Annotated in this window: 24 protein-coding genes; 11 read left to right on the top strand and 13 right to left on the bottom strand. The window is 59.9% G+C overall.

The genetic code is table 11. From position 1 onward, the window contains the following. Nucleotides 1-2: 2 nt before the first annotated feature. Entirely contained in the window at nt 3-1,145 is a 1,143-nt protein-coding gene (gene mnmA / locus ACNQ62_RS04750) for a tRNA 2-thiouridine(34) synthase MnmA (protein ID WP_418094317.1), read from the bottom strand. 168 nt (nt 1,146-1,313) lie between these two features. Between mnmA and ACNQ62_RS04745 the strand changes: the two genes are divergently transcribed. The 5 genes from ACNQ62_RS04745 (at nt 1,314) to ACNQ62_RS04725 (ending at nt 6,929) form a co-directional block, all read left to right on the top strand. Beyond that, on the top strand, nt 1,314-1,592 hold the full coding sequence (locus tag ACNQ62_RS04745; RefSeq protein WP_304950396.1) for a DUF1153 domain-containing protein: 279 nt from the start codon (nt 1,314-1,316) through the stop codon (nt 1,590-1,592). Between the two features lie 97 nt (nt 1,593-1,689). After that, complete coding sequence (gene ctrA / locus ACNQ62_RS04740; protein ID WP_005853432.1) at nt 1,690-2,409, top strand: response regulator transcription factor CtrA; 720 nt, start codon at nt 1,690-1,692, stop codon at nt 2,407-2,409. Nucleotides 2,410-2,494: 85 nt separating this feature from the next. Then, complete coding sequence (gene ligA, locus ACNQ62_RS04735) at nt 2,495-4,615, top strand: NAD-dependent DNA ligase LigA (protein ID WP_418094316.1); 2,121 nt, start codon at nt 2,495-2,497, stop codon at nt 4,613-4,615. Beyond that, nucleotides 4,612-6,702, top strand: coding sequence for an ATP-dependent DNA helicase RecG (gene recG, locus ACNQ62_RS04730; RefSeq protein ID WP_418094315.1), 2,091 nt, complete (start codon nt 4,612-4,614; stop codon nt 6,700-6,702). Before ligA ends, recG begins: the two co-directional genes overlap by 4 nt. 98 nt (nt 6,703-6,800) lie before the next feature. Then, entirely contained in the window at nt 6,801-6,929 is a 129-nt protein-coding gene (locus tag ACNQ62_RS04725; RefSeq protein ID WP_005853439.1) for a hypothetical protein, read from the top strand. Nucleotides 6,930-7,200: 271 nt separating this feature from the next. Here the strand turns inward: ACNQ62_RS04725 and ACNQ62_RS04720 are convergent, their stop codons facing one another. Further along, nucleotides 7,201-7,656: an iron-sulfur cluster assembly scaffold protein gene (locus ACNQ62_RS04720; protein WP_289080972.1), complete on the bottom strand. Its 456-nt coding sequence runs from the start codon at nt 7,654-7,656 to the stop codon at nt 7,201-7,203. A gap of 75 nt (nt 7,657-7,731) precedes the next feature. Here ACNQ62_RS04720 and hisI point away from each other — a divergent pair, with 75 nt between their 5' ends. Next, nucleotides 7,732-8,097, top strand: coding sequence for a phosphoribosyl-AMP cyclohydrolase (gene hisI, locus ACNQ62_RS04715; protein ID WP_197145696.1), 366 nt, complete (start codon nt 7,732-7,734; stop codon nt 8,095-8,097). 3 nt (nt 8,098-8,100) lie between these two features. Here hisI and gluQRS read toward each other — a convergent pair whose 3' ends face one another. The 3 genes from gluQRS to ACNQ62_RS04700 all read right to left on the bottom strand — a co-directional run bounded on the left by gluQRS (nt 8,101) and on the right by ACNQ62_RS04700 (nt 11,364). Beyond that, nucleotides 8,101-8,937, bottom strand: a complete 837-nt coding sequence (gluQRS, locus tag ACNQ62_RS04710; protein WP_288960325.1) for a tRNA glutamyl-Q(34) synthetase GluQRS — start codon at nt 8,935-8,937, stop codon at nt 8,101-8,103. Next, the gene (trmFO, locus tag ACNQ62_RS04705) at nt 8,934-10,286 is read right to left on the bottom strand and encodes a methylenetetrahydrofolate--tRNA-(uracil(54)-C(5))-methyltransferase (FADH(2)-oxidizing) TrmFO (protein ID WP_037944238.1); all 1,353 of its coding nucleotides are present in this window, start codon (nt 10,284-10,286) and stop codon (nt 8,934-8,936) included. The genes gluQRS and trmFO overlap by 4 nt, the downstream gene beginning before the upstream one ends. Nucleotides 10,287-10,584: 298 nt before the next feature. Then, nucleotides 10,585-11,364 carry an enoyl-CoA hydratase gene (locus tag ACNQ62_RS04700; RefSeq protein WP_418094692.1) on the bottom strand — a complete coding sequence of 260 codons (780 nt, stop codon included), beginning with the start codon at nt 11,362-11,364 and terminating at the stop codon, nt 10,585-10,587. 63 nt (nt 11,365-11,427) lie between these two features. Here ACNQ62_RS04700 and ACNQ62_RS04695 point away from each other — a divergent pair, with 63 nt between their 5' ends. After that, complete coding sequence (locus ACNQ62_RS04695; protein ID WP_005853451.1) at nt 11,428-11,847, top strand: PaaI family thioesterase; 420 nt, start codon at nt 11,428-11,430, stop codon at nt 11,845-11,847. Between the two features lie 87 nt (nt 11,848-11,934). On the opposite strand, the gene ACNQ62_RS04690 is transcribed toward ACNQ62_RS04695, so the two are convergent. Continuing rightward, nucleotides 11,935-12,165 (bottom strand): DUF1127 domain-containing protein, encoded by a 231-nt coding sequence (locus tag ACNQ62_RS04690; RefSeq protein WP_005853453.1) that lies wholly within the window; start codon nt 12,163-12,165, stop codon nt 11,935-11,937. 98 nt (nt 12,166-12,263) lie between these two features. Here ACNQ62_RS04690 and ACNQ62_RS04685 point away from each other — a divergent pair, with 98 nt between their 5' ends. The 4 genes from ACNQ62_RS04685 (at nt 12,264) to ACNQ62_RS04670 (ending at nt 15,988) form a co-directional block, all read left to right on the top strand. Continuing rightward, on the top strand, nt 12,264-13,694 hold the full coding sequence (locus tag ACNQ62_RS04685; RefSeq protein WP_132996627.1) for a PLP-dependent aminotransferase family protein: 1,431 nt from the start codon (nt 12,264-12,266) through the stop codon (nt 13,692-13,694). Between the two features lie 162 nt (nt 13,695-13,856). Beyond that, nucleotides 13,857-14,318: a 50S ribosomal protein L13 gene (rplM, locus tag ACNQ62_RS04680; RefSeq protein ID WP_005853457.1), complete on the top strand. Its 462-nt coding sequence runs from the start codon at nt 13,857-13,859 to the stop codon at nt 14,316-14,318. A gap of 2 nt (nt 14,319-14,320) precedes the next feature. Next, complete coding sequence (rpsI, locus tag ACNQ62_RS04675) at nt 14,321-14,821, top strand: 30S ribosomal protein S9 (protein ID WP_005853459.1); 501 nt, start codon at nt 14,321-14,323, stop codon at nt 14,819-14,821. Nucleotides 14,822-14,998: 177 nt separating this feature from the next. Then, nucleotides 14,999-15,988 carry an LLM class flavin-dependent oxidoreductase gene (locus ACNQ62_RS04670; protein ID WP_009824573.1) on the top strand — a complete coding sequence of 330 codons (990 nt, stop codon included), beginning with the start codon at nt 14,999-15,001 and terminating at the stop codon, nt 15,986-15,988. Here the strand turns inward: ACNQ62_RS04670 and ACNQ62_RS04665 are convergent. From ACNQ62_RS04665 to ACNQ62_RS04635, 7 genes are all read right to left on the bottom strand, one after another. Continuing rightward, nucleotides 15,985-16,602: a TetR/AcrR family transcriptional regulator gene (locus tag ACNQ62_RS04665; RefSeq protein ID WP_005853462.1), complete on the bottom strand. Its 618-nt coding sequence runs from the start codon at nt 16,600-16,602 to the stop codon at nt 15,985-15,987. The two genes, ACNQ62_RS04670 and ACNQ62_RS04665, sit on opposite strands and share 4 nt — an antisense overlap. After that, nucleotides 16,595-17,464, bottom strand: a complete 870-nt coding sequence (gene ppk2, locus ACNQ62_RS04660) for a polyphosphate kinase 2 (RefSeq protein WP_418094314.1) — start codon at nt 17,462-17,464, stop codon at nt 16,595-16,597. Before ppk2 ends, ACNQ62_RS04665 begins: the two co-directional genes overlap by 8 nt. A 52-nt stretch (nt 17,465-17,516) precedes the next feature. After that, nucleotides 17,517-18,479 (bottom strand): alpha/beta fold hydrolase, encoded by a 963-nt coding sequence (locus tag ACNQ62_RS04655; RefSeq protein ID WP_418094313.1) that lies wholly within the window; start codon nt 18,477-18,479, stop codon nt 17,517-17,519. Nucleotide 18,480: 1 nt separating this feature from the next. Beyond that, nucleotides 18,481-19,413: a homoserine O-acetyltransferase MetA gene (gene metA, locus ACNQ62_RS04650; protein ID WP_005853468.1), complete on the bottom strand. Its 933-nt coding sequence runs from the start codon at nt 19,411-19,413 to the stop codon at nt 18,481-18,483. Between the two features lie 83 nt (nt 19,414-19,496). Continuing rightward, nucleotides 19,497-20,351, bottom strand: coding sequence for an ATPase (locus ACNQ62_RS04645; RefSeq protein WP_418094312.1), 855 nt, complete (start codon nt 20,349-20,351; stop codon nt 19,497-19,499). Between the two features lie 161 nt (nt 20,352-20,512). Further along, entirely contained in the window at nt 20,513-21,658 is a 1,146-nt protein-coding gene (locus ACNQ62_RS04640; protein ID WP_418094311.1) for an OmpP1/FadL family transporter, read from the bottom strand. 143 nt (nt 21,659-21,801) lie between these two features. After that, complete coding sequence (locus ACNQ62_RS04635) at nt 21,802-22,665, bottom strand: DMT family transporter (protein ID WP_418094310.1); 864 nt, start codon at nt 22,663-22,665, stop codon at nt 21,802-21,804. Nucleotides 22,666-22,679 lie beyond the last annotated feature (14 nt).

Here is a 22,679-nt window from a genome sequence, read left to right as displayed (position 1 = left end):
GGTTAGCCTTTGTGGATCCAGCCGCCGCCGAAGATGCGGGTGCTTTCGGGGTCGTAGAAAACGCAGGCCTGACCCGGCGAGATCCCTTCCTCGGGGGTGAGCAGCTCTACCGTCGCTTCGGTATCCGAGATCGGACGCAGGATCGCGTCTGTCGGAGGGCGGGTAGAGCGTACGCGCACAGCAATGGGCCATTCGCTTTGCGACACAAGCGGGGTGTCACCAAGCCAGTTAATCTCTTTCACGGGCACAGTACGGGTGGCCAGCATCGATTTCGGCCCCACGACGACCTGCGCGTTATCCGCGTCAAGTTTCACCACATAGAGCGGGTCGGCCAAGCCGCCGATGCCAAGGCCACGGCGCTGCCCGATGGTGTAGTTGATCACCCCGTCATGCTGCGCCAGCACATTGCCGTCGGTGTCGACGATATTGCCGGGGTTGGCGGCTTCGGGGCGCAGTTTGCGGATCACCGAGGCGTAGTCGCCATTCGGGACAAAGCAGATATCCTGACTGTCGGGCTTGTCCGCCACGCTCAGCCCGTATTTCGCCGCCAGCGCCCGCGTGTCGTTTTTTGACGGTAGATGGCCAAGGGGGAAACGCAGATAGTCCAACTGTTCGGGCGTGGTCGAGAACAGAAAGTAGCTTTGGTCCCGATTGGCATCGGCGGCGCAATGCAGTTCGGCCCCGTCGGGGCCCATCTTGCGCTGGATATAGTGACCGGTCGCCATGCAATCGGCATCCAGATCCTTGGCCGTTTCCAGCAGATCCTTGAACTTCACCCGTTCGTTACAGCGGATGCAGGGCACGGGCGTGGCCCCGCCCAGATAGCTATCGGCAAATTCGTCAATCACGGCGTCCTTGAACACGTTTTCATAATCCAAAACGTAATGCGGGAACCCCATGGATTCCGCGACACGCCGCGCATCATGGATATCGATGCCCGCACAGCAAGCCCCTTTGCGCGCCAGTGCCGCACCGTGGTCGTACAGCTGCAGGGTGACGCCGACGACGTCATAGCCTTCCTCGGCCAGCATGGCGGCGACCACGGAACTGTCGACACCGCCCGACATCGCCACAACGACGCGGGTGTCGGCAGGTGCTTTGGCAAAGCCCAACGAATTGAGCGGCGGGGTGCGATCAAGCGGCATGAGAATACTCCGGGAGGTTTGAGGCTTAATATAGGAAAATTAGCGGTACTCTCAAGGGGCGACTTCACGGGTCGTTAACATGCGGCGACCTAGCCTGCACCGGATCAAGAACGGGCCGTGAACAGTGGGCGCGCGTCTTATGTGTATGGGGTGAAAAGGGGAAAACGAGTGTATTTGAAAAAGGTCGAACGACCCAGGGCGGTGACCTTGCCCGACGGGTCCAGCTTTAGCCTTGCGGATCTGCCGGATCGCAATACCCGCCGGTGGGTCGCATCGCGCAAGGCTGCGGTGGTGCGTGGCGTGTTATACGGGCTGATCACTGAGGCGGAAGCGGAGGAACTCTATGGTGTGGGGCGGGCCGAATTTGTCGAATGGGTGCGCGCAGTCTCTGAACATGGGGAAGCGGCTTTGCGGGCCACAGCGCTACAAAAGTATAGACAACTTTAAGTTGCTCGCCTAACAAGTTGAGCACTATTAACGAGTGGTTAAACTATTTTGTTCACGGTGCCTTTTATACCAAATCCATTTGAGCGGAGTGAGACACATGCGAATACTGTTGGTCGAAGATGACCCAACCACCTCCAAAAGCATCGAACTGATGCTGACCCATGCCAATCTGAACACCTATACCACCGATTTGGGGGAAGAGGGCATCGATCTGGCAAAGCTCTATGACTACGATCTGATCCTGCTGGATCTGGATCTGCCGGATATGAACGGGCATGACGTTTTGCGCCAATTACGGCTGAGCAAGATCCAGACGCCGATCCTGATCCTCTCCGGCTCTGACGACACAGAAAACAAGATCAAGGGGTTCGGCTTTGGTGCCGATGATTATCTGACCAAACCTTTCCACCGCGAAGAACTGGTGGCGCGCATTCATGCGATCATCCGGCGGTCCAAGGGCCATTCGCAATCGGTGATCAACGTCGGGCGCGTGTCGGTCAATCTGGACGCCAAATCGGTGACCGTGGGGGATAAGCCCGTGCATCTGACCGGCAAGGAATACCAGATGTTCGAACTGCTGAGCCTGCGCAAAGGGTCGACCCTGACGAAAGAGATGTTTCTAAACCATCTTTACGGCGGCATGGATGAACCCGAGCTCAAGATTATCGATGTTTTCATCTGCAAATTGCGTAAAAAGCTTAGCAATGCCACGGGCGGCGAGAATTACATCGAAACGGTCTGGGGCAGGGGATATGTGCTGCGCGATCCGGCCACCATGGGCTACCCCGAACAGGAAAGATTGGCCGTCGGCGGCTAGCCACAAAGGCAAGGGAAATATTCTAGACGCGGGGGAGTTCCCTGCGTATCTAGACCCCAGTTGAAACAGCAGGCTGGGGCTTACCGTGACTGATAAAACCGCACTTCAGGAGCTTTCCGAGGAGGAGGCCAAAGCCGAATTGGCGCGGTTGGCTGACCTGTTGGGGCGGGCGAATGCGGCCTATCACACGCAGGACGCGCCCGACCTGTCAGACGCGGAATATGATCGCCTGAAACGTCGCAATCAAGCGATCGAGGAACGGTTTCCCGGCCTCAAACGCGCTGACAGCCCTAGCGACAAGGTCGGTGCCGCCCCGGCGGAAGGGTTCGGCAAGGTCCGGCATGACGTGGCGATGCTGTCCTTAGGCAATGCCTTCGAGGATGAGGATGTTGTCGATTTCGATGCGCGCATCCGCAAATATCTGGGGCTCCCGGGCGGGACGCCGCTGGCCTTCACCGCAGAGCCAAAGATTGACGGGCTGTCGCTGTCGCTGCGCTATGAAAACGGGGATCTGGTACAGGCCGCGACCCGTGGGGATGGTGCCGTCGGGGAAAACGTCACCGCCAATGCGCGCACGATTGATACTATTCCGACGCGGATCGAGGGCGCACCGGCGCTGCTTGAGGTGCGCGGCGAAGTCTATATGCGCCACGACGATTTTGATGCGCTGAACGCCCGACAGACGGCCAACGGGGGCAAGACCTTTGCCAATCCGCGCAACGCCGCCGCCGGATCCTTGCGCCAGTTGGATCCCGAGATTACCCGCGCAAGGCCGCTGGCGTTTTTCGCCTATGCCTGGGGGGCCTTGTCCGCGCCACTGGCCGAAACGCAGTTTCAAGCGATAGAGCGGCTGAGCGCATTCGGGTTTGACACCAACCCGCTGACGACGCTCTGCGACGGTCCGCAAGAGATGATCGCACATTACCGCAAGATCGAAGAGCAACGCGCGACGCTTGGCTATGACATCGACGGCGTCGTCTACAAGGTGAACGATCTGGCGTTGCAAGACCGGCTTGGCTTTCGCTCAACCACTCCCCGTTGGGCAATTGCGCATAAATTCCCTGCAGAACTAGCCTGGACCCGGCTGGAGGATATCACCATTCAGGTCGGCCGCACCGGCGCGCTGTCGCCGGTGGCGCGGTTGAAGCCGGTGACCGTGGGGGGCGTCGTTGTCTCGAATGCGACGCTCCATAACGAGGATTATATCAAAGGGCTCGACAGTAAGGGGGCCCGTATCCGCGAGGGCAAAGATATCCGCGTCGGCGACTGGGTGCAGGTCTACCGTGCGGGGGACGTGATCCCCAAGATCGCGGATGTGGACCTTGGCAAGCGACCCGAGGACGCTAGAGCCTATGTCTATCCAACGACCTGCCCGGAATGCGGCAGCGACGCCATCCGCGAGGAAGGTGATGCGGTGCGTCGCTGTACGGGTGGTTTGATCTGCCCTGCGCAAGCCGTTGAAAAGCTGAAACATTTCGTATCGCGCGCGGCTTTTGATATTGACGGTCTGGGCGCGAAACAGGTCGAGCAATTCTATGCCGATGGCTGGATCGCGGAACCGGCGGATATCTTCACGCTAAAGGCGCGCTATGGCAGCGGCATGCAGCAGCTCAAGAACCGCGAAGGCTGGGGCGAGAAATCTGCCGATAAACTGTTTCAGGCCATTGAGGATAAACGCAAAATTCCCCTGTCGCGGCTGATTTTTGCGCTTGGCATCCGCCATGTTGGCGAAGCGGCGTCGAACCTGATCGCGCAGCATTACGGCAGCTGGACCGCGTTCGAGGCTGCAATGGGCCATGCAAAATCCGGGGTTGGCCCCGCCTGGGACGATCTGATCGGTGTCGACGGCGTCGGTCAAGTCATGGCGCAAAGCTTGGTAAGCACCTTTGCCCAAGAGGCCGAACGTGCCTCGATCGACCGGCTGGTGGCGGAACTGTCGGTGCAGGATGTGGCGCGCCCTGTTACCGAAGGCTCCCCCGTGGCAGGAAAAACCGTGGTCTTCACCGGCACGCTTGAAAAAATGACCCGCGCCGAAGCGAAGGCGCGCGCCGAACGTTTGGGGGCCAAGGTCTCTGGCTCGGTCAGTGCGAAAACCGATATTCTGGTCGCGGGGCCGGGGGCTGGTTCCAAGGCCAAGAAAGCGGCGGATCTGGGCATTCAGACATTGGACGAGGACGGCTGGCTTGCGCTGATCGACGGCGCATGACGGGCCGGCCCGAGGCGCTTTTCCCCCTCTTTGCCAAGCTCGAAACGTTGGAAGGGGTCGGGCCGAAGACCGCGCAGAACTTTGCCCAGCTTGGGGTGATGGCCCCGCGGGACCTGTTGTTTACGCTGCCGTATTCCGGCATCGACCGACGGCTGCAGCCCAGTGTCAAGGATGCGATCCTGCCCGCCACTGTCACCGTGGCGGTCACCGTTGGCGCGCATCGGGCGCCTGCAAACAAGGGCGGGGCCTACCGTATTCATGTCGAAGACAGCGCCACCGCCTTTCAACTGGTCTTCTTTCACGCGCGCGGGGATTACTGGAAACGGCAGATGCCCGAAGGGTCACGGCGCGTGGTGTCGGGGCGGGTAGAGCTTTTTGACGGAATCCCCCAGATGGTGCACCCGGATTTCGTTGTGCCCGAAGCCGAGGCGGGCGATATTCCGACGTTTGAACCGGTCTATCCGCTGACCAGCGGGATCACGCAAAAGCTGATGTATAAGGCCACGCGGGCCGCATTGTCGCGGGTGCCAGAGGTCGGCGAATGGATTGATCCCAATCAGAAAAACCAAGAGGACTGGCCAGACTTTCCAGATGCGCTGCAACAGGCGCATGCCCCGAACGACATGGCTGACCTTTCTGCCGCGGCGCCAGCGCGGGCGCGGCTGGCCTATGATGAATTGCTCGCCCATCAACTGACGCTTGCCCTTGCGCGCGCCAAGGACCGGCGGAAGGCGGGGCGCAAGACGGTTGGCGATGGCCAGTTGCAGCAGCGTGTGCTTGGCGCATTGCCCTATGCGCCCACCGGTGCACAGAACCGCGCCATCGCCGAGATTGCAAAGGACATGGCCAGCGGCGCGCGGATGAACCGCTTGCTGCAGGGGGATGTGGGCGCGGGCAAAACGCTGGTCGCCTTCATGGCATTGTTGCGAGCGGTCGAGGCAGGCGGGCAGGGCGTGCTGATGGCCCCGACAGAAATCCTTGCGCGTCAACACCTTGAGGGCTTGCGCCCCCTGGCCGAACAGGCGGGTGTAGTGCTTGAGCTCTTGACCGGGCGCGATAAAGGGCCCGAACGGCGCGCCAAGCTGAGCGCGCTGGAAAGCGGCGCGATCCAGATCCTTGTGGGCACCCATGCGGTGTTTCAGGCCGATGTCGCCTTTGGCGATCTGCGCCTTGCGGTGGTGGATGAACAGCACCGCTTTGGCGTGCGCCAGCGGCTTGAGCTTGGCAAAAAAGGGCAGGCCGTCGATGTTTTGGTCATGACCGCGACGCCGATCCCGCGGTCGCTGGCCCTTGCGCAATATGGCGATATGGACGTGTCTGTGCTGGATGAAAAGCCGCCCGGGCGCAAACCCATCCGCACCGCCCTGATTGCCACCGACCGGATGGAGGAGGTCGTAACCCGCTTGCGCGCCGCCATCAGCGAAGGGCGGCAATGCTATTGGGTGTGCCCGCTGGTCGAAGAAATCGAGGTCAGCGATCTGATCGCCGCAGAAGCGCGGTTCAAACACCTGCGTGCGGCCTTGGGCGAAGGCGTGGTCGGGCTGGTCCATGGGCAGATGCCGCCCGCCGATAAAGACGCGGCCATGCGTGACTTTCAGCAAGGGCAGACCAAGCTGCTGGTCGCCACCACGGTGATCGAGGTGGGCGTCGACGTGCCGAACGCCAGCATCATCGTGATCGAGCGCGCCGAAAGTTTCGGGCTGGCACAGCTGCACCAGCTGCGCGGGCGCGTGGGACGGGGGCAGGCGGCCTCTACCTGCTTGCTGATGTATCAAGCCCCGCTCAGCGAAAGCGGCCGGCAACGGCTGGAGGTTTTGCGCGAAAGCGAGGATGGTTTTGTGATCGCCGAGACGGACCTCAAGATGCGCGGGACCGGTGATCTGATCGGCACGGCGCAATCCGGCGTACCGCGGTTTCGGGTGGCAGATCTGGAGAAACAGGCGGCTTTGATGCAGGTCGCCCAATCGGATGCGCGCGCCTTGCTGGCTGTGGACCCTGATCTGACCACCCCGCGCGGCAAAGCCGCCCGGTTGCTGTTGTGGCTGATGCGCCAGGACGAAGCGATCCGTTTGATATCAGTGGGTTAGCAATTTAATCCCATTTTGTTCTCTTTTGTTCTCATAAAGTTCTTTACACAGGGGTTTGAAAATGAGAACAAATAGGCAACGGAAACGGGAGAACGCAAATGACCACGATCCTTACAGTCAAAGCCATTGCCAAACGGTCGAAAGACACGCTGTTGCAAGATGCCGCAGGGGCGGCTGCCTTGGTTGTCATCCTCGTGGTCGGTCTGCACCTTCCCGCCTTCGTTTGACTTCTGCCTGCGTAAACCGTGTTGTTTTGATCTAGCCCGCGCATCTGTCCCAAACTCTATGCGTTGGCGAAGTCCGCAATACCTTCGTCCCTGTGCCCGAGTTGTCCCCTCTGTCACGGATCAAAACGAGCCTTCACGGTCACCGCACCCTTACGCCGCCATCCTGCCCGGATGTGCGGCGTTTTTTTTGTGTAGGCGTTCGGTGGGGGGCGTTCGCCGCTGGAGGCATCGCCGCCGCGGCGCTATTGGCGCAGATCGCGGCGGAACGGGCCTAGCCGTTTTGCGCAACCTCTTGGGTCTGTTCCATCGCTTCGGCCAACGCCTCTATCGTCAGCAGGATGGAGGCATGACGGTTTTTATAGGCCACCGCGGGGGTGAGCACCTCGAACCCGTCAAACGGGGCGTTGGGCACGGGGCCTTGGCCTTTCAACATCGCTTTCAACTGATCCCGCGCCGTCTGGATCTGATCCAACGTGGCACCAACTGCCGCCGCACCGGCCACAGCGGCAGAAGCCTGACCCAAGGCGCAGGCCTTCACATCCTGCCCCATCTGCGCCAGCGTGCCGTCTTCGACCACGACATCGACCGTGACGGTGGACCCACATAGGGGCGAGCGCCGCGTGACGCTGGCATCGGGATTCTCCAAGCGCCCCAGATGTGGGATGTCAGCCGCAAGCCCCAAAATCCGCGCCGAGTATAGCTTGATCAGGTCTGTCTCGTCACTCATGGCTGTTCCTCTGTGTCGTTAACCCTTACATAAGCCTTCACGCGGATGATGCAAAAACAAACTGAAGGCACGGCGATGGACTTTGACACCAGCACATTGAAATTCAACGAAGCAGGGCTGATCCCCGCGATTGCGCAGGATGCGACCACGGGCGAGGTGTTAATGATGGCGTGGATGAACGCGCAGGCCGTCACCCAAACGCTGGAAACCGGTCGCGTCACCTATTGGAGCCGCTCGCGTCAGTCGTTCTGGATCAAGGGCGACACCAGCGGCCACGTGCAAGAGCTGGTCGAGCTGCGCATCGACTGTGACCGTGATTGCTTGCTGGTGAAGGTGCATCAGACGGGGGCGGCCTGTCACACAGGACGGCGAAGCTGCTTTTATACGCTGGTCGAAGACGGTACCGAACGTATCACGCTTGACGTAATGGATGATGAATAGGCGCTAAAGCCCTATCATCGCACGAATATCTTGTGGTGACGCGCCTTCACTCCGGTACAAGGAGATTGCGCGCGCGTCATCGCGTTTTGCCAGCCGCTTGCCATTTTCATCACGGATCAGATCGTGGTGGAAATAGCGCGGGGGTTTGTGGCCCAGCAGATCCAGCAGCAAAACTTGCACCTGAGTGAAGTCAAACAGGTCCACGCCGCGCACGACATGGGTGATCCCCTCGCGGATATCGTCGATGGCAGAGGCAAGGAAGTAGGCGGCGGTTTGGATGTCTTTGCGCCCCACCACGATATCACCGATCTTTGTCAAAAGCGCTGCATGATCAAGGGGATGGGGGCCAGCGTGTAGCGGCCCGTCCTCTATGAACCCCAGCCCGTCTGACGCCTGTTCAACTGCGCGGTCCATATGCAGGCGGATGGCGTCATTCGGTCCGCGGTCGTCCATGCTACGCGTTTTGCAGGTCTGCGGATAGACGCTGTGCGGTGCCCCTTCCTGCGGCGCGGCGAGCGCGGCGGCAATATCTTTGCGGCTACAGCGGCAGGGATAGGTCAATCCACGTGAAGAAAGAGCCTCAACACTTTGATTATACACATCAAGATTTTCGGACTGCATCAGGGGTGGTGCATCCCATGTGATGCCCAGCCACGCCAGATCGTCCAACGCTTGGCGCATGTACTCGGGCTTTGATCGCTCCAGATCCGTGTCTTCGAACCGCAGCAAAAAGCTGCCGCCTTGCGCGCGCGCCATATCGTGGGCCACCAGCGCCGAATAGGCGTGCCCCAGATGCAGCGGCCCGGTGGGCGACGGCGCGAACCGGGTGCGAAAGCTCATGCTGCTGGCGTGGTGCCGTCCAACCAGCCCTGCCAGTCTGTCTTGGCGCGGTCGGTGTAGGCTTTGTAGCGATCCTTGCGGCCGCGACGGCCGGATTTCAGCCCCTCGACCGGTGGGAACAGGCCAAAGTTGACGTTCATTGGCTGGAAGGTTTTCGCATCCGCGCCGCCGGTGATATGGGTGATCAAGGCGCCGGTCGCAGTGGTCGGCGGGGGGGGGGCGGCCGCTTCGCCCTTGATCTCGGCCACGGCCAGACGCCCGGCAAGCAGACCCATCGCAGCGCTTTCCACATAGCCTTCGACACCGGTGATCTGCCCTGCAAACCGCACGTTCGGCTGGCTGCGCAGACGCATCTGATCGTCCAACAGCGTGGGCGAGTTCAGGAAGGTATTGCGGTGGATACCGCCGAGCCGCGCGAAGGAGGCATTTTCAAGCCCCGGAATCATCCGCAGCACCTCTGTCTGGGCCCCGTATTTCATTTTGGTCTGGAAGCCGACGATATTATACAACGTGCCCAGCTTGTTATCGCGGCGCAGCTGCACCACGGCATAGGGTTTATTGTCGGGATCATGGGGGTTGGTCAGGCCGACGGGCTTCATCGGGCCAAAGCGCAGCGTTTCGCGCCCGCGTTCGGCCATCACCTCGATCGGGAGGCAGCCGTCGAAGTAGCCCGCCGTCTCGCCTTCCTTGAATTCGGTTTTATCCGCGGCCAGCAGCGCGTCGATGAACGCCTCGTATTGGTCCTTGGTCATCGGGCAATTGAGGTAGGCTGTACGCTCTTCCTCGGTCTCGCCCTTGTCATAGCGCGATTGCATCCACGCTTTGCTCATATCGATGCTGTCGTGGTAGATGATCGGCGCAATCGCGTCGAAAAAGGCCAGCGCTTCGGCACCGGTTTCGGCAGCAATGGACTGCGCCAGATCGCCCGAGGTCAGCGGGCCGGTCGCGATGATCCAGTGACCCTCGCGCGGCAGATCGGTGATCTCGCCATATTCGACAGAGATATTTGGATGCGCCATCAGCGCGTCTGTCACCGATTGCGCGAAGGGGTCACGGTCCACCGCCAAGGCACCGCCGGCGGGCAGGCGGTGTTTCTCAGCTGTTGCCATGATCAGCCCGTTGGCGGCACGCATCTCCCAATGCAGCAGCCCCACGGCGTTCTGTTCGTTATCATCCGAGCGGAAGGAGTTGGAGCAGACCATTTCCCCCAGCAGCCCCGTCTGATGCGCGAAGGTGCCGACCTTGGGCCGCATTTCATGGAGCACAACCTGAATGCCCGCGTTCGCCGCCTGCCAGGCGGCCTCTGATCCGGCCATGCCGCCGCCGATGATATGGAGTGTATGTGTCATGCCAGCGATGTAGGGCAGGGGCTGTCGCGGTGCAATAGCCAGCGGTGCCTGTCGCGAAACGCGTGCCCGCCGCCCTTTGGGCCATCAAACATATCGACTGAATGTGAAGGGGGATTTTTGGGGTCGCCGCTGCGGGAACGGTCGGTCAGTGAGAGGCTGACCTGGAGGGACCTTCCGCCGGCGGCGACCCAAAATCATCAAGGCATCAGCCTTGTCTTATTTGTGCCACAAAAGCGCCCGAATTGAAAGCACGAATTCGTGATCTGTGCGGCACCATCGGAAACAGTCTGTTTCCGGCCTACTGATCCCACTCAGGGGTGCGTTTTTCCAGGAAGGCCGCGATGCCCTCGGCTGTGTCGGGGTTGAGCATGTTTTCCACCATCACGTCGCTCGTGTAGACATAAGCTTGCGCGACCGGCATGGCGAGCTGCGCATAGAAAGCCTGTTTGCCGATCTTGACCGCTGTGCCCAGCTTGTCCGCGATCTGCTGCGCCAGCGCTGTCGTCTGCGTCGCAAGCTCGTCTGGTGGGGCGATACGGTTGATCAACCCCAGTTCGCGGGCGCGGGCTGCATCGATAAACTCGCCCGTGGTCAGCATCTCGAACGCCTGTTTGCGCGGGATATTGCGGCTGAGCGCGACCATCGGGGTCGAGCAGAACAGGCCGATATTCACCCCGTTCACGCCAAAGCGCGTATCCTCGGCCGCGACCGCAAGATCGCAGGTCGCGACCAGCTGACATCCCGCGGCCGTGGCGATGCCGTGGACTTGCGCGATCACCGGCTGGGGCAGGGACTGGATGCGCGCCATCAGACGGGCGCAGCGCTCGAACAGGTCTTGGAAGCCGGCGACACCCCCATCCTTGGCGTCGCGCAACGCCGTCATCTGCTTCAGATCATGCCCGGCGCAGAACGCCTTGCCCGCCCCTGCAAGGATGACGACCCGTATGTCGGGCCGATGGGCGATCTCGTCCAGACGCGCCTGCAACGCGGCCAGCATCTCGTCCGACAGCGCGTTCAACCGGTCCGGCGCGTTCATCGTCAACCGGACTACCGCACCGTCACATGCCATTTCGACCATTGTCATCTTGAACCCCTCCCGCTTTTCCCTGAGCCTAGCCGCGACATATGAGGGAGGACAAGTATGCCAATTATGATGGATGCCGATGCGCTCGCGGTTTTTATGAAAGACGTGTTCAAGCAGGTTGCCGATGATTTCGCCATCGACCATGTCGGAGAGACCGATCTGACAACACGTTTGCTCACCGCGGACCGGCACCTGCGCCCCGGCGGCACCGTGTCCGGCCCGTCGATCTTCGCGCTGGCCGATGTCAGCGCCTATCTGATGACCTTGGCGCGAATCGGGCCCAAAGCGCTGGCGGTGACCACAAACTGCTCGATCGATTTCATGCGCAAGCCAGCGGCCAACACCGATCTGATCGCCAAGACGCGGTTGCTCAAGCTCGGCAAGCTGCTGTCGATTTGTGATGTGCTGGTCTATTCCGAAGGGCTGGACGACCCTGTGGCGCGGGCATCGCTGACCTATGCCATTCCGCCACGCTGATTGTACCCCACACTGACGGGTACAATCGAAAAAAGGGCCGGTATTTACCGGCCCGAGTGAAGAGGTCTGGAGTGCGCCACAGGGACGTTACGCCTTCCAGAACACCCGAATAGACTCATCATGAGCCTGTCGCGGTGTGAGTCCCACGTCTGCCAACTGCCAAGGCTCAAGCTGTGCGAGCGCTTTGCGTGTCCGGCGACGCGATGCCATCTTCGTGACGCAGACCGCAAATTTGACCGCAAGAACAGCGGCAAACGGTGTGCTGCGCTGGTTCAGGATTGCCACAGTTTCGTGGTTGAGGGTCAGGGTCTGTGTCATGAGAATCTCCTATTTCTGAATTGTATTGACACAATGTTACGTTTTGCCGTAACAAAGGGGTACAAAATGCGATACATTTTGAAAAGGAAAACATTGTAATGGGTACAATTTGGCAACCTGATCAAATTGACGGGCCTGGCCCCAAATACAAAGCCGTTGTTACAATGATACGAAACGGTATCTCGAACGGCGCTTTATCGGCGGGGGAAAAACTGCCACCGGTGCGGGAACTGGCATGGAAGCTTGGCGTCACGCCGGGGACTGTGGCACGGGCCTATACGATGCTGACCGAAAGCGGCACGTTGCAGGCCGAGGTCGGGCGCGGCACCTTTGTCGCGCTGCCGCCCACGACCCCCGATCGCAACAGCCCGATCGAGATGGATGTGATCGCCCACCACGTGCATCAAGGAACCAAGAACTACCCCGCGGATACCTATGCCGTGAACATGTTCTCGCCGCACCTTCCATCGGCGGGGCAGGCGACGCTGATCCGCAATCTGATGGCCGAGGTCGCTCAGGATCCGGCGTCAGGTGTGATGCATTATCCCAGCCGCACCGGGGCGCGCCCCGCCCGCGAAGCCGTGGTCAAATGGCTGGCCGGCACGCCGCTGGGATCCTTTACCGAAGCCGATGTGATCCTGTCTCACGGCGGGCAAAACGGTCTGTCTCTCGTGTTCCAGTCCATCCTGCAAGGCCGACGCCCCGCCATAGCGATTGAAGAGCTGTCGTACCCCGGTTTCCGCCGCGCGGGCGAGCTGCTGCGCGCCGATGTCATTCCGGTGGCCATGGATAAAGACGGCGTGATCCCCGAAGCGCTGGACGAGGTGGCGCGGAACCATGATCTTCAGATTTTCTGCACCTCGCCCGAAGTCCATAACCCGACCGCCGGTTTCACACCTGTGGCGCGCCGCGAGGCGCTGGTTGAAGTAGCGCGCAAACATGACTTTCAAATTGTCGAGGACGATTGTTATCGCATGCGCGTAGAGCGTGCGCCGACCTACCGCATGCTTGCGCCCGAACGCGGCTGGTATGTCTCGTCGCTGGCCAAGACACTGACCCCTGCGCTGCGTATCGGTTTCGCCATTGGCCCGCGCCAGCGGACACCCGATCTGCGTCGCGTGGCCGAGTACAATTGCTTTGGCCTTGCGACCCCGCTGATCGACCTTTGTGCCAAGCTGCTGGTACATCCCGATATCGACACCATCGCCGAAGGCACGCGTCAGGGCTTTAACGCCTATGTCCAAAGTGCGGTGAATATACTGGGCGGCTATGATGTGGCGTGGCGCACCAACGTGCCGTTTTTGTGGCTGAGCCTGCCGGTTGGCTGGCGGGCGGGTGCGTTCTGTCAGGCTGCTGAAGGGCAGGGTGTGCAAATCCGCTCGGCCGAGGAATTCGTCTGCCGCGATGCCCGCGCGCCCCATGCGGTGCGGCTTGCGATCAACGCAGGCGTGGCGCTGCACAGTTTTGAGGATGCGATCATGCGCCTGCGACATCTGCTGGACTCTCCACCCGAGCAGTTGAGCGTGTGATTTTTGTGGGGTATAATAATACCTAATTTGCAAGGTGTTGTTTTTGTGTAAGAAAATAGGGAATGTGGCGCTTGACGTGGCGAAGGGCGTGTTTATAACCCAGCCATCAGATAGCGGGGTTCGGTTTCGGACCCTTTCACCAAAGTAACGGGAATTCCCTCCATGAAAACCTTTTCTGCAACACCGGCAGATATCGACAAGAAATGGATCATCGTCGACGCTGAAGGCGTCGTCCTTGGCCGTCTTGCGTCGATCATTGCCATGCGTCTGCGCGGCAAGCACAAGCCTTCCTACACACCTCACATGGATTGCGGCGACAACGTCATCGTGATCAATGCCGAGAAAATCCAGATGACCGGCAAGAAGCGTGAAGAAAACTTCTACTGGCACACCGGCCACCCCGGCGGGATCAAAGAGCGTACCAAAGCTCAGATCCTTGAAGGTGCGCACCCCGAGCGTGTTGTGACCCAAGCGGTCAAGCGCATGCTGCCCGGCAACCGCCTGAGCCGCCAGATCATGACCAACCTGCGCGTTTACGCCGGTTCCGAACACCCCCACGAGGCGCAAAGCCCCGAGGTTCTGGACGTGAAATCCATGAACTCTAAAAACACGCGGAGTGCATAAGCATGGCTGATGAAATCAAAACACTCGAAGGCCTCGAAGCGGCCGTAACCGAGAACATCGGTGGCGTTCAGGGGACAGAAGTTGAAATGACCCCACGCGAGCCCGTGCGTGACGCGCAAGGCCGCGCCTATGCAACCGGTAAGCGTAAAGATGCGGTTGCCCGCGTCTGGATCAAACCAGGTTCCGGTAAAGTCATCGTAAACGGCAAAGCGCAAAACGAATATTTTGCACGCCCCGTTCTGCAGATGATCCTGGCACAGCCTTTCACCATCACAGGCACCGACGGTCAGTTCGACGTTGTTGCAACTGTGAAAGGTGGCGGTCTGTCCGGTCAGGCGGGCGCGGTTAAGCACGGTGTTTCCAAAGCACTGCAGCTCTACGATCCCTCCCTGCGCGGCGCGCTGAAAGCGGCAGGATTCCTGACGCGCGACAGCCGTGTTGTTGAGCGTAAGAAGTACGGTCGTGCGAAAGCGCGTAAGAGCTTCCAGTTCTCCAAGCGTTAAGTTTTACTTTACAGTTTTTGGAAAAGGCCGCTCCTGCTGGGGCGGCCTTTTTCGTATGCGCCTGAGGCCAGCCGACCCTTCGGGGAGAGTTTATTTCGCAAAATGAAGCCGGCGGGGTGGTTTTGTTTTCAATGCTGCGTGCTTAGGTAAAGGATGCGTTAAAAACGGAGCCGCCCCATGCGATATTCAGTCCTTGATCTTTCCCCCGTGCCCGAAGGGTCAGATGCCCGTCAGGCCATTGCGAATACGATTGATCTGGCAAAGCGGACCGAAGCGGCGGGATATTATCGCTACTGGATGGCAGAGCATCACAATATGCCGGGGATCGCCTCTGCCGCGACATCGGTGTTGATCGGCCATGTGGCGGATCACACCTCTCGCATCCGTGTGGGCGCGGGGGGCATCATGTTGCCGAACCACGCGCCGCTGGCGATTGCAGAGCAGTTTGGCACGCTTGCCACGATTCACGGAGACCGGATTGATCTGGGCCTCGGGCGCGCGCCCGGTGGGGATCAGGCCGTGTACCATGCCTTGCGGCGCGGGATGCAAGGGGGCGACCGTTTCCCCGAAGATGTGGCCGAGCTGATCGGCTATCTTGGCGAGGCCCCTGCGGGGGCGCGTGTGATGGCGCATCCGGGGCAGGGCACCCATGTGCCGGTGTGGATCTTGGGCTCTTCGCTTTATGGCGCGCAGCTGGCGGCGCATTTCGGGCTGCCCTATGCCTTTGCCTCGCATTTTGCCCCCGATGCGTTGGAAGACGCCGTGGCGATTTACCGTCGCGATTTCAAACCCTCGGCGCAGTGGGAGAAACCGCATTTCATGTTGGCGGCAAATGTTTTCGCGGCGGATACCGATGAAGAGGGGGCCTACCTTCGGACCTCCATGCAGCAGGCTTTTGTGCGATTGCGCACCGGCAAACCAGGCAAGCTGCCGCGTCCCGTGCGCGATATTGATGCCGAGGTTGGCGTGCAGATGCGTCAGGCCGTCGATCAGGCCCTGCGGGTCACTGCCGTGGGCAGCCCCGAGCGTGTCGCGCGGCAACTGTCGCAGATGATTGAGACATATCAACCGGATGAATTGATCCTGACAGGGCAGATCCACGACCACGCCGCGCGGGTCAAATCCTTCGAGATCGCGGCGCAGGCCTTGGCGGAGATCGCCGCCTAGTCGTCCGGTCCTACCAGACCAAGGCCGCGCAGGTAGATGCCAATGCCGCTTTCCAGCAGATCATCTGCGGGAAAGGGCGAGGCCCTGCCGGGGGAATTCCGCGCGAAGAGTTCAACCACACCGTGGCTCAGTGCCCAGATATGGGCCGAGAACATCGAGGCGGGCGGGCGCTTTTCCAACGGGATATGCTGGCTGAGATCGCTTGCGGCCTGTTCCAGCACCCCATTGGCCCGCGCCGCAGCGGCAGCCAGATCGGGGGTGCGGTTGACGGAAATACCGCTTTCGAACATCGCGATGTAATGGCCCGGATAATCGCGGGCGAAAGCAAGATAGGCGCGGCCCGTCGCCTCGAACGCCTTGAGCGCGGAAGGCTGGCCGGATTGATACGCGGCTTCCATCAATTCGGCAAAGATATCATAGCCTTGCAATGCGCCTTCGGCGATCAGGTCTTCGCGGCCTTCGAAATGCCGATAGACGGCTGCGGGTGTGACACCCGCCTGTTTCGCCGCCTCTGATAGGGTGAACCCCGTGGGGCCGCGATCCTCGATCAGTTTGAGCGCGCCGTCGATCAACGCCTGTCGCAGGTTGCCGTGGTGATAGCCGCGTTTAGGCATCCCAGATATCCGGCCCGCCGCAAATCTGGTCATCAATCGCGCCGATCGCCTTGGTATCTTTGCCTGTATAGTCAAACGCGTGGAGCACGGTCCGGATCGCTGCCAGCCGCGCGCGGCGTTTATCGTCAGAGCGGATCACCGTCCACGGGGTCTGCGGCGTGTGGGACCGCTGCAAGGTGTCCTTGATCGCGGCGCTATAGGTGTCCCATTTCGCCAGCCCTTTGACATCGATGATGCTGAGTTTCCATTGTTTCAGCGGGTCGCCTTCGCGCGCGAGCATCCGCCGCAGCTGTTCGCCGCGGCCTACGTTGAGCCAGAATTTGAACAGGTGCAGCCCGTCGTCCACCAGCATCTTTTCCAGCGGGACCACCTGATCAAAGAAGGCTTCACGCTGGGCCTCGGTGCAAAAGCCGAAAACCGGTTCGACGACACCGCGATTATACCAGCTGCGATCAAAGAACACCATGTCGCCGGCGGTTGGCAAATGCTTGATATAGCGTTGAAAATACCATTGACCTGCTTCGGTTTCGGTGGGTTTGGGCAGGGCCACCACATGGGCGGAACGCTGGTTCAAATTCTGATGGAAGCGCGAGATGGTGCCGCCTTTGCCCGCAGCGTCGCGGCCTTCAAAGATCATCGCGATCCGCGTGCCGGTGTCGCGCGCCCATGCTTGCAGCTTGACCAGTTCGATCTGGAGCCGATCCATCTCGCGGTCATATTGCTTGCGCCCCAGACGTTCGGAATGGGGGTAGCTGTCGCTCAGGATATCGTCCTTGTCGGCGCGTTTGATCGCCTTGTTGATGGGCGCGGGCGCGTCGTTTTCGAAATAGGCGCTGATCGCACCGTCAAAGGGCAGGTCCATGGGGGCCTCCTCAAATATCCTGTTCACCCTAACTTATGGAGCGTTCTGCCCCCTAGCGCAAACCCGCACGTGTCGCTGCGCGGTCGATGGCGGCGATGACGTCGGGTTGGGTCACATGTTGCGGCATATGGCCGATGCCGGGCAGGGTGGTCAGCACCGCGTCGGGCAGTTGCGGCGTTGCGATTGCCGCGTGGACATCCAGCGGGACGATAGTGTCTGCGGTGCCGTGGATCAGCTCGACCGGCATGGTCAGCGTATCATATTTCGGGACCATCTTCTTGATCTCGGGCAGCAGCGTGTTCACCTGTTGCGCATTGGCGCGCATGGACATCCGGCGCAGGGACAGGCCGGTGCCGATGTGGTCACTATAGCCGTCAGGCGTGGCTTGCGGGGCAAAGATCGCGTCGACGCTGGCGCGCACAAATCCCTGCGGCACAAAGGCGGTGACCAGCGGGATCACAATACCCGACCCAAAGGCCGAACCGGTGATCTTGTACTGCCACCCAAGGTCACCTTCCCACGGCTCGGACACGGCGGACACGAGCACCAGCGCCGCCGTGTCATCGGGCCGCGACAGCCCCCACGCCAGCGCCACCGCGCCGCCGTAGCTGTGCCCCAGCACGATCGGGTTGCTCACCCCAAGCTGGTCCGCTGCCTTTTGCAACAGCGCGGCCTGTTCATGGGGTGTGGCCGCGGTGGCATTCCATGCGCCCGCGTGCTGGGGCAAATTGTCGGTCCAGCCGAGCCCAGGACGGTCGAACAGGATAACGCGGTAGCGGTCGGAAAGCTGGTCCACCATGTCAAAGGTGAAATCCCGCATATTCCCTGACGCCCCGTGGATCAGCACCAGATCCGGCCCGCTGCCTTGCACCTTGGCATGGACCTTGACGCCGTCGATATCGATCAGCTCGCCAATCGGCGGGTAGGCGGCGTTGGCCGCAGCCTCGCGGGTGCTGGCCCGCCAGTGCACCACGATCACTAAGCCCACGGCGACCAGCGTCAGGATCAACAGCATGCTACGTCCCAAAATTGCTGCGACCGATGTCGTTCAGATCGTAGTGGGTGGTCTGGTAGATCTCGTTGATCCAGTTGCCGTAGAGCAGATGTGCGTGGCTGCGCCAGCGGTTCAGCGGGACCTGGGCAGGGTCATCATCGGGGTAATAGTTGCAGGGCACGTTGATCGGCGTGCCTTGGGCGACATCGCGGTCATATTCGTCCTTCAATGTGTCGCGGTCATATTCAAGGTGATTGAAGATATAGAGCGCCCGATGCCCTGCATCTTCGACCAGACAGGGGCCGACCTCCTTACTGCCAAGCAGGGTGGTCAGGCTGGGCACGGCGTCGACCTCTGCCGCGCGCATTTCGGTCCAACGGCTGACCGGCACCACCAGATCATCCGAGAACCCGCGCAAATAGGGCGACGACGGTTCAAGGTTGCTGTGGCGGAAGCAGCCGAAGGCCTTTTCCTCCAACAGATGCTTTTTGATACCGTGGAAGTAATTGATCATCGCCATGCCACCCCAGCACACACCAAAGGTCGAATGGACATTGGTTTGGGTCCAGTCAAAGACGCGGGTAAGCTCTTCCCAATAGGTGACGTCATCAAAGTCCAGATGCTCTATCGGGGCACCGGTGATGATCAGCCCATCGAATTTCTCGTGGGTGACTTCCTCGAACGGGCGGTAAAAGCTTTCAAGGTGATCTGCGGCCGTATTGCGCGACTGGTGGTCTGACATGCGGATCAGGCTGAATTCGATCTGCAAGGGCGTCGCCCCGATCAACCGCGCGAACTGGTTTTCTGTCTGGATCTTTTTCGGCATCAGGTTCAGCAAGGCAATGCGCAAAGGCCGGATATCCTGACGCGCCGCCATTTCCTCATCCAGCACCATGACACCTTCGCGCGTCAGCACGTCATAGGCAGGCAGGTCGGAAGGCAGTTTAATCGGCATGTCGGTATTCCACGTCTAGGGGCTCAGGTCTTGCATCATCTGCGCCGGATTTAGATAAGCGCCCGCGCAGAGGGCGCCAAGGGTCACGCGCCTAACGTCCCCGCGATCAGGTCGTTGAAATCATCCTCGGATTTGAGCCCGGCCACCTGATCTGCGGTCACGGTCACCCCCCATCGCGACATCGCCTCGTAGCGCGGCTGTCGGTGGGCAAGCGCTTGGGCGTAGGTCCAGCGGATAAAGGCATCCGGATCGACATCATCCTCTTTGCAATTGTTTTCGCTCAGATATTCCTGCCACACCCGCAGCAGGAACTCGGGCTGATAGGCCATCGGCTTGGGGGCTTTGTCAAAGCGGCGGATCAGCTCTTGAGTGTGAGCATCGTCGCCCTTGATCCAGACCGGCAGACATTCCGCCGACAGGGTTTGCATCAGCGGATCATTGTCGTCATCGGGGTCCACCCATTCGCAGATCGAGCCGCCGGTGTCACAGATGAAATGCGGATACCCATAAAGCGTCTGCGCACGGCGCGCGAAATGGCCGGTGTCGCGCAGTGCCGCGATCTCTGCCTGTTTGAACGCGTCCTGTCGCGAGGCATATTCCGCCATCGGCAATCCCCCCTTGGCCGCATCGCCGGGCTTGCCCAGCCAGGTCGCCACGGGCGAGAGATTATCGAAGGTGATGTTTGACCCGATGTAAATGCTGTCGCTCAGCAGAAGATCCCGCAGGAACGGCACCTTCATCGCTTCGGCCTTGGCGTTGTCAGCGATGGTTTCACCCAAGTATCGCGTCCCGATCCGGTAGTCGATGGAGTAGTGGAACCACCCCCCCGACTGCCGCAGCAGATGCGCCATATGCGTCTTGCCCAGACCCGACATGCCAAAGACCAGCACATGTTTATGCGGCGCGGCACGCCACGCATCGGCAGAGGGGTAGAGCATGGGTCGTCATCCTTGGAACGTCTTGTTTCGCAATGAGTAGCCTAGCCTGTGCCCAGACACCAGACGCGAGACATCGGCCACAAGACATCAGACATCGCGCGCCCATGAAAAAGCCCGCCACATTGCTGGGGCGGGCTGATAGAGCGTTGCTGTGATAGGGCTTAGAAGGTGAAGCCGACTTTCACGCCGATTGCGACAGCGTCGTTGTCTTCGAATGTCGCTGCGGGCGATGCAGGTCCTGCCTCGGTTTCTGCATCACCGATGTTGATGTAGCGAATACCGGTTGTGATTTTCACATTGTCACGGGAGTATGTCGCGGCAAGCGCCAAGCTTTTGTTGCCATCTGTAGGACCTAGGTTGCTAGAAAAACCACCTTCGGACTTCTCGTAGCCTATGGATGCTGCCACAGACCAAGTATCATTCAAACGTCGTCCAACACCCAAGCTATAGCTATATACATCGTCGTCATAGCTAAGCAGCTTGCCGCCGCGTGTAAGCGTAGCATATTGCTGCGGTGCGATTTCGAACGACGACCAGTCAGTCCAGCGAACACCACCGAACAGTAGAGTATCGGCAGCAATACCCGTCTGGAATTCGAGGTTCAGCGACTGGGGTGTATCCACCTCTGTAGTCGATTTCACACCCATACCAAGTGCTGAGTTTTCCGTTGTATCAACGTCGTAACTAATCTTCGAATTATATGTAAGGGATACCCGCATAGCGATTTCTGGCTTTTCGTAAGCCACACCGGCGACATACCCAACCCCGGTTTCCTGGTCGCCGTTTACGGAATACGGTGCACCGGGATTTGTGATAAATGGGTTGTTCGGGTCCGGTGCCGCAGTAACGAAAGGAATAAGCGCCGAAGCTTCAATTCGTTGAACACGGATACCACCATGAACGCTAAAGTTGTTTGGCATTTTGTAGCGAAGTAAAGCCGTCAGGGCATCGCTATCGAAGGTGGCAGTAGATCCGGCGGCAAAGTAACCTGTGCCGGTGTCATAAGCCACGTCTGCTCCAAACGGCTGATCATAGATGATAGCATAAGAAAGCTGATCACTGATATCGGCTTTATAAGCTGCGCCGAAAGTAAAGAAATTGTCTGTCATATTCCCGGATTTGACACCCGGAGTTGCTTGAACCCCAACCCCCGATGTATTCGGCGACACCGACCCAAGGCTGAACTCAGCATACCGGCCGCTTTCGAACAGGGCCGTGATCGACTGACCCGACCGGTCGATCCCCCCCGCGTGCAACGTGGATGCGCTACCCAACAGGGCCGCCATTGCGATTACTCGATACGTCATCTCTAAATACTCCTCCCCAGAAGCAATGCAGCCACAACACGCAGCCACAATTTATACAGCAACTGAACGGTAGCATGCGTCAATCTGTCAATTCTTGACCAAGGGGAAGTCTGCGCCCCTATGCCAGAACTGTTGCAGTTTCGTTACGAAACGCGGCGGGATTCGATCCAGAGGTTCATGTAATTGCCGGCAAAGATAATCGCGCCGCCGATGAAAACCCAGATATCCAAGGCCTCGGCATAGACCAGCATTCCGATGACGGCGATCAGGGGCAGGCGGACAAAGTCAATCGGGACGACCACTGTCGCAGGCGCAATGGACAAGGCGTTGGTCAGACAGAAATGCGCCATTAGCCCTGCGACGCCGATCAGCAACAAAAGCGGCATCTGTGCCACCTCGGGCACCGCGATATCCCCGTCGTAACCGGCCATGATCACGCCAAAAACCAGTTGCGTCACGGTCAGGTAAAACAGGATGCAGGTGATCGTCTGGCTGCGCGTCAGCCGCTTGGTCAGCATGATTGTCAGTGCAAAGAATATCGCTGAGGACGCCGCCGTGATCACGCCGGCATTCAGCCCGGCAATCGTCGGACGGGCAACACAAAGGATGCCGATGAACCCAAGAACCGCCGCCAAAGCCCGCACCTTGGTAAGCCGTTCGCCCAAAATCAGCGGCGACAGGACAATCACCCAAAGCGGAGAAGTGAATTCAAGCGCAAAGACCTGCGCGAGCGGGATCACGGTAACCGCGTAAAACCACAGATTCTGTCCGGTGAAATGCGCCAGATTGCGCCCGATCTGCGTGCCGAAATCGCGTCGGTTGATCTGCCCCCAGGTCCCGTAAAAGGTCGCGAGCGTAAACACAGCGATCACGCCCACCAGCGACCGGTACATCATGATCTCGAAAGTATCGAGGCTGCCGCCAAGCTCGCGCCCGGCGACGGCCATCGCAGAGAAAGACGTGATCGACCCCATCATCCACAAAGCCGCCCTTAGCGTCGGGGTCATGGTCTCTCTTCCAA

It is taken from the genome of Sulfitobacter sp. SBS6 (assembly GCF_048285585.1).
In the GTDB taxonomy this organism is placed as follows: Bacteria; Pseudomonadota; Alphaproteobacteria; order Rhodobacterales; family Rhodobacteraceae; genus Sulfitobacter; species Sulfitobacter pontiacus.
The sequence above is the reverse complement of the archived record's forward strand: the minus strand, read 5'-3'. Positions and strand labels throughout refer to the sequence as shown.

Excerpts from the sequence above, each read along its gene's own strand:
- mnmA (WP_418094317.1), bottom strand. The coding sequence starts at position 1,145 with ATGCCGCTTGATCGCACCCCGCCGCTCAATTCGTTGGGCTTTGCCAAA.
- ctrA (WP_005853432.1), top strand. The coding sequence starts at position 1,690 with ATGCGAATACTGTTGGTCGAAGATGACCCAACCACCTCCAAAAGCATC.
- recG (WP_418094315.1), top strand. The coding sequence starts at position 4,612 with ATGACGGGCCGGCCCGAGGCGCTTTTCCCCCTCTTTGCCAAGCTCGAA.
- ACNQ62_RS04725 (WP_005853439.1), top strand. The coding sequence starts at position 6,801 with ATGACCACGATCCTTACAGTCAAAGCCATTGCCAAACGGTCGAAAGAC.
- ACNQ62_RS04720 (WP_289080972.1), bottom strand. The coding sequence starts at position 7,656 with ATGAGTGACGAGACAGACCTGATCAAGCTATACTCGGCGCGGATTTTG.
- hisI (WP_197145696.1), top strand. The coding sequence starts at position 7,732 with ATGGACTTTGACACCAGCACATTGAAATTCAACGAAGCAGGGCTGATC.
- gluQRS (WP_288960325.1), bottom strand. The coding sequence starts at position 8,937 with ATGAGCTTTCGCACCCGGTTCGCGCCGTCGCCCACCGGGCCGCTGCAT.
- trmFO (WP_037944238.1), bottom strand. The coding sequence starts at position 10,286 with ATGACACATACACTCCATATCATCGGCGGCGGCATGGCCGGATCAGAG.
- ACNQ62_RS04700 (WP_418094692.1), bottom strand. The coding sequence starts at position 11,364 with ATGGTCGAAATGGCATGTGACGGTGCGGTAGTCCGGTTGACGATGAAC.
- ACNQ62_RS04695 (WP_005853451.1), top strand. The coding sequence starts at position 11,428 with ATGCCAATTATGATGGATGCCGATGCGCTCGCGGTTTTTATGAAAGAC.
- ACNQ62_RS04690 (WP_005853453.1), bottom strand. The coding sequence starts at position 12,165 with ATGACACAGACCCTGACCCTCAACCACGAAACTGTGGCAATCCTGAAC.
- ACNQ62_RS04685 (WP_132996627.1), top strand. The coding sequence starts at position 12,264 with ATGGGTACAATTTGGCAACCTGATCAAATTGACGGGCCTGGCCCCAAA.
- rplM (WP_005853457.1), top strand. The coding sequence starts at position 13,857 with ATGAAAACCTTTTCTGCAACACCGGCAGATATCGACAAGAAATGGATC.
- rpsI (WP_005853459.1), top strand. The coding sequence starts at position 14,321 with ATGGCTGATGAAATCAAAACACTCGAAGGCCTCGAAGCGGCCGTAACC.
- ACNQ62_RS04670 (WP_009824573.1), top strand. The coding sequence starts at position 14,999 with ATGCGATATTCAGTCCTTGATCTTTCCCCCGTGCCCGAAGGGTCAGAT.
- ACNQ62_RS04665 (WP_005853462.1), bottom strand. The coding sequence starts at position 16,602 with ATGCCTAAACGCGGCTATCACCACGGCAACCTGCGACAGGCGTTGATC.
- ppk2 (WP_418094314.1), bottom strand. The coding sequence starts at position 17,464 with ATGGACCTGCCCTTTGACGGTGCGATCAGCGCCTATTTCGAAAACGAC.
- ACNQ62_RS04655 (WP_418094313.1), bottom strand. The coding sequence starts at position 18,479 with ATGCTGTTGATCCTGACGCTGGTCGCCGTGGGCTTAGTGATCGTGGTG.
- metA (WP_005853468.1), bottom strand. The coding sequence starts at position 19,413 with ATGCCGATTAAACTGCCTTCCGACCTGCCTGCCTATGACGTGCTGACG.
- ACNQ62_RS04645 (WP_418094312.1), bottom strand. The coding sequence starts at position 20,351 with ATGCTCTACCCCTCTGCCGATGCGTGGCGTGCCGCGCCGCATAAACAT.
- ACNQ62_RS04640 (WP_418094311.1), bottom strand. The coding sequence starts at position 21,658 with ATGACGTATCGAGTAATCGCAATGGCGGCCCTGTTGGGTAGCGCATCC.
- ACNQ62_RS04635 (WP_418094310.1), bottom strand. The coding sequence starts at position 22,665 with ATGACCCCGACGCTAAGGGCGGCTTTGTGGATGATGGGGTCGATCACG.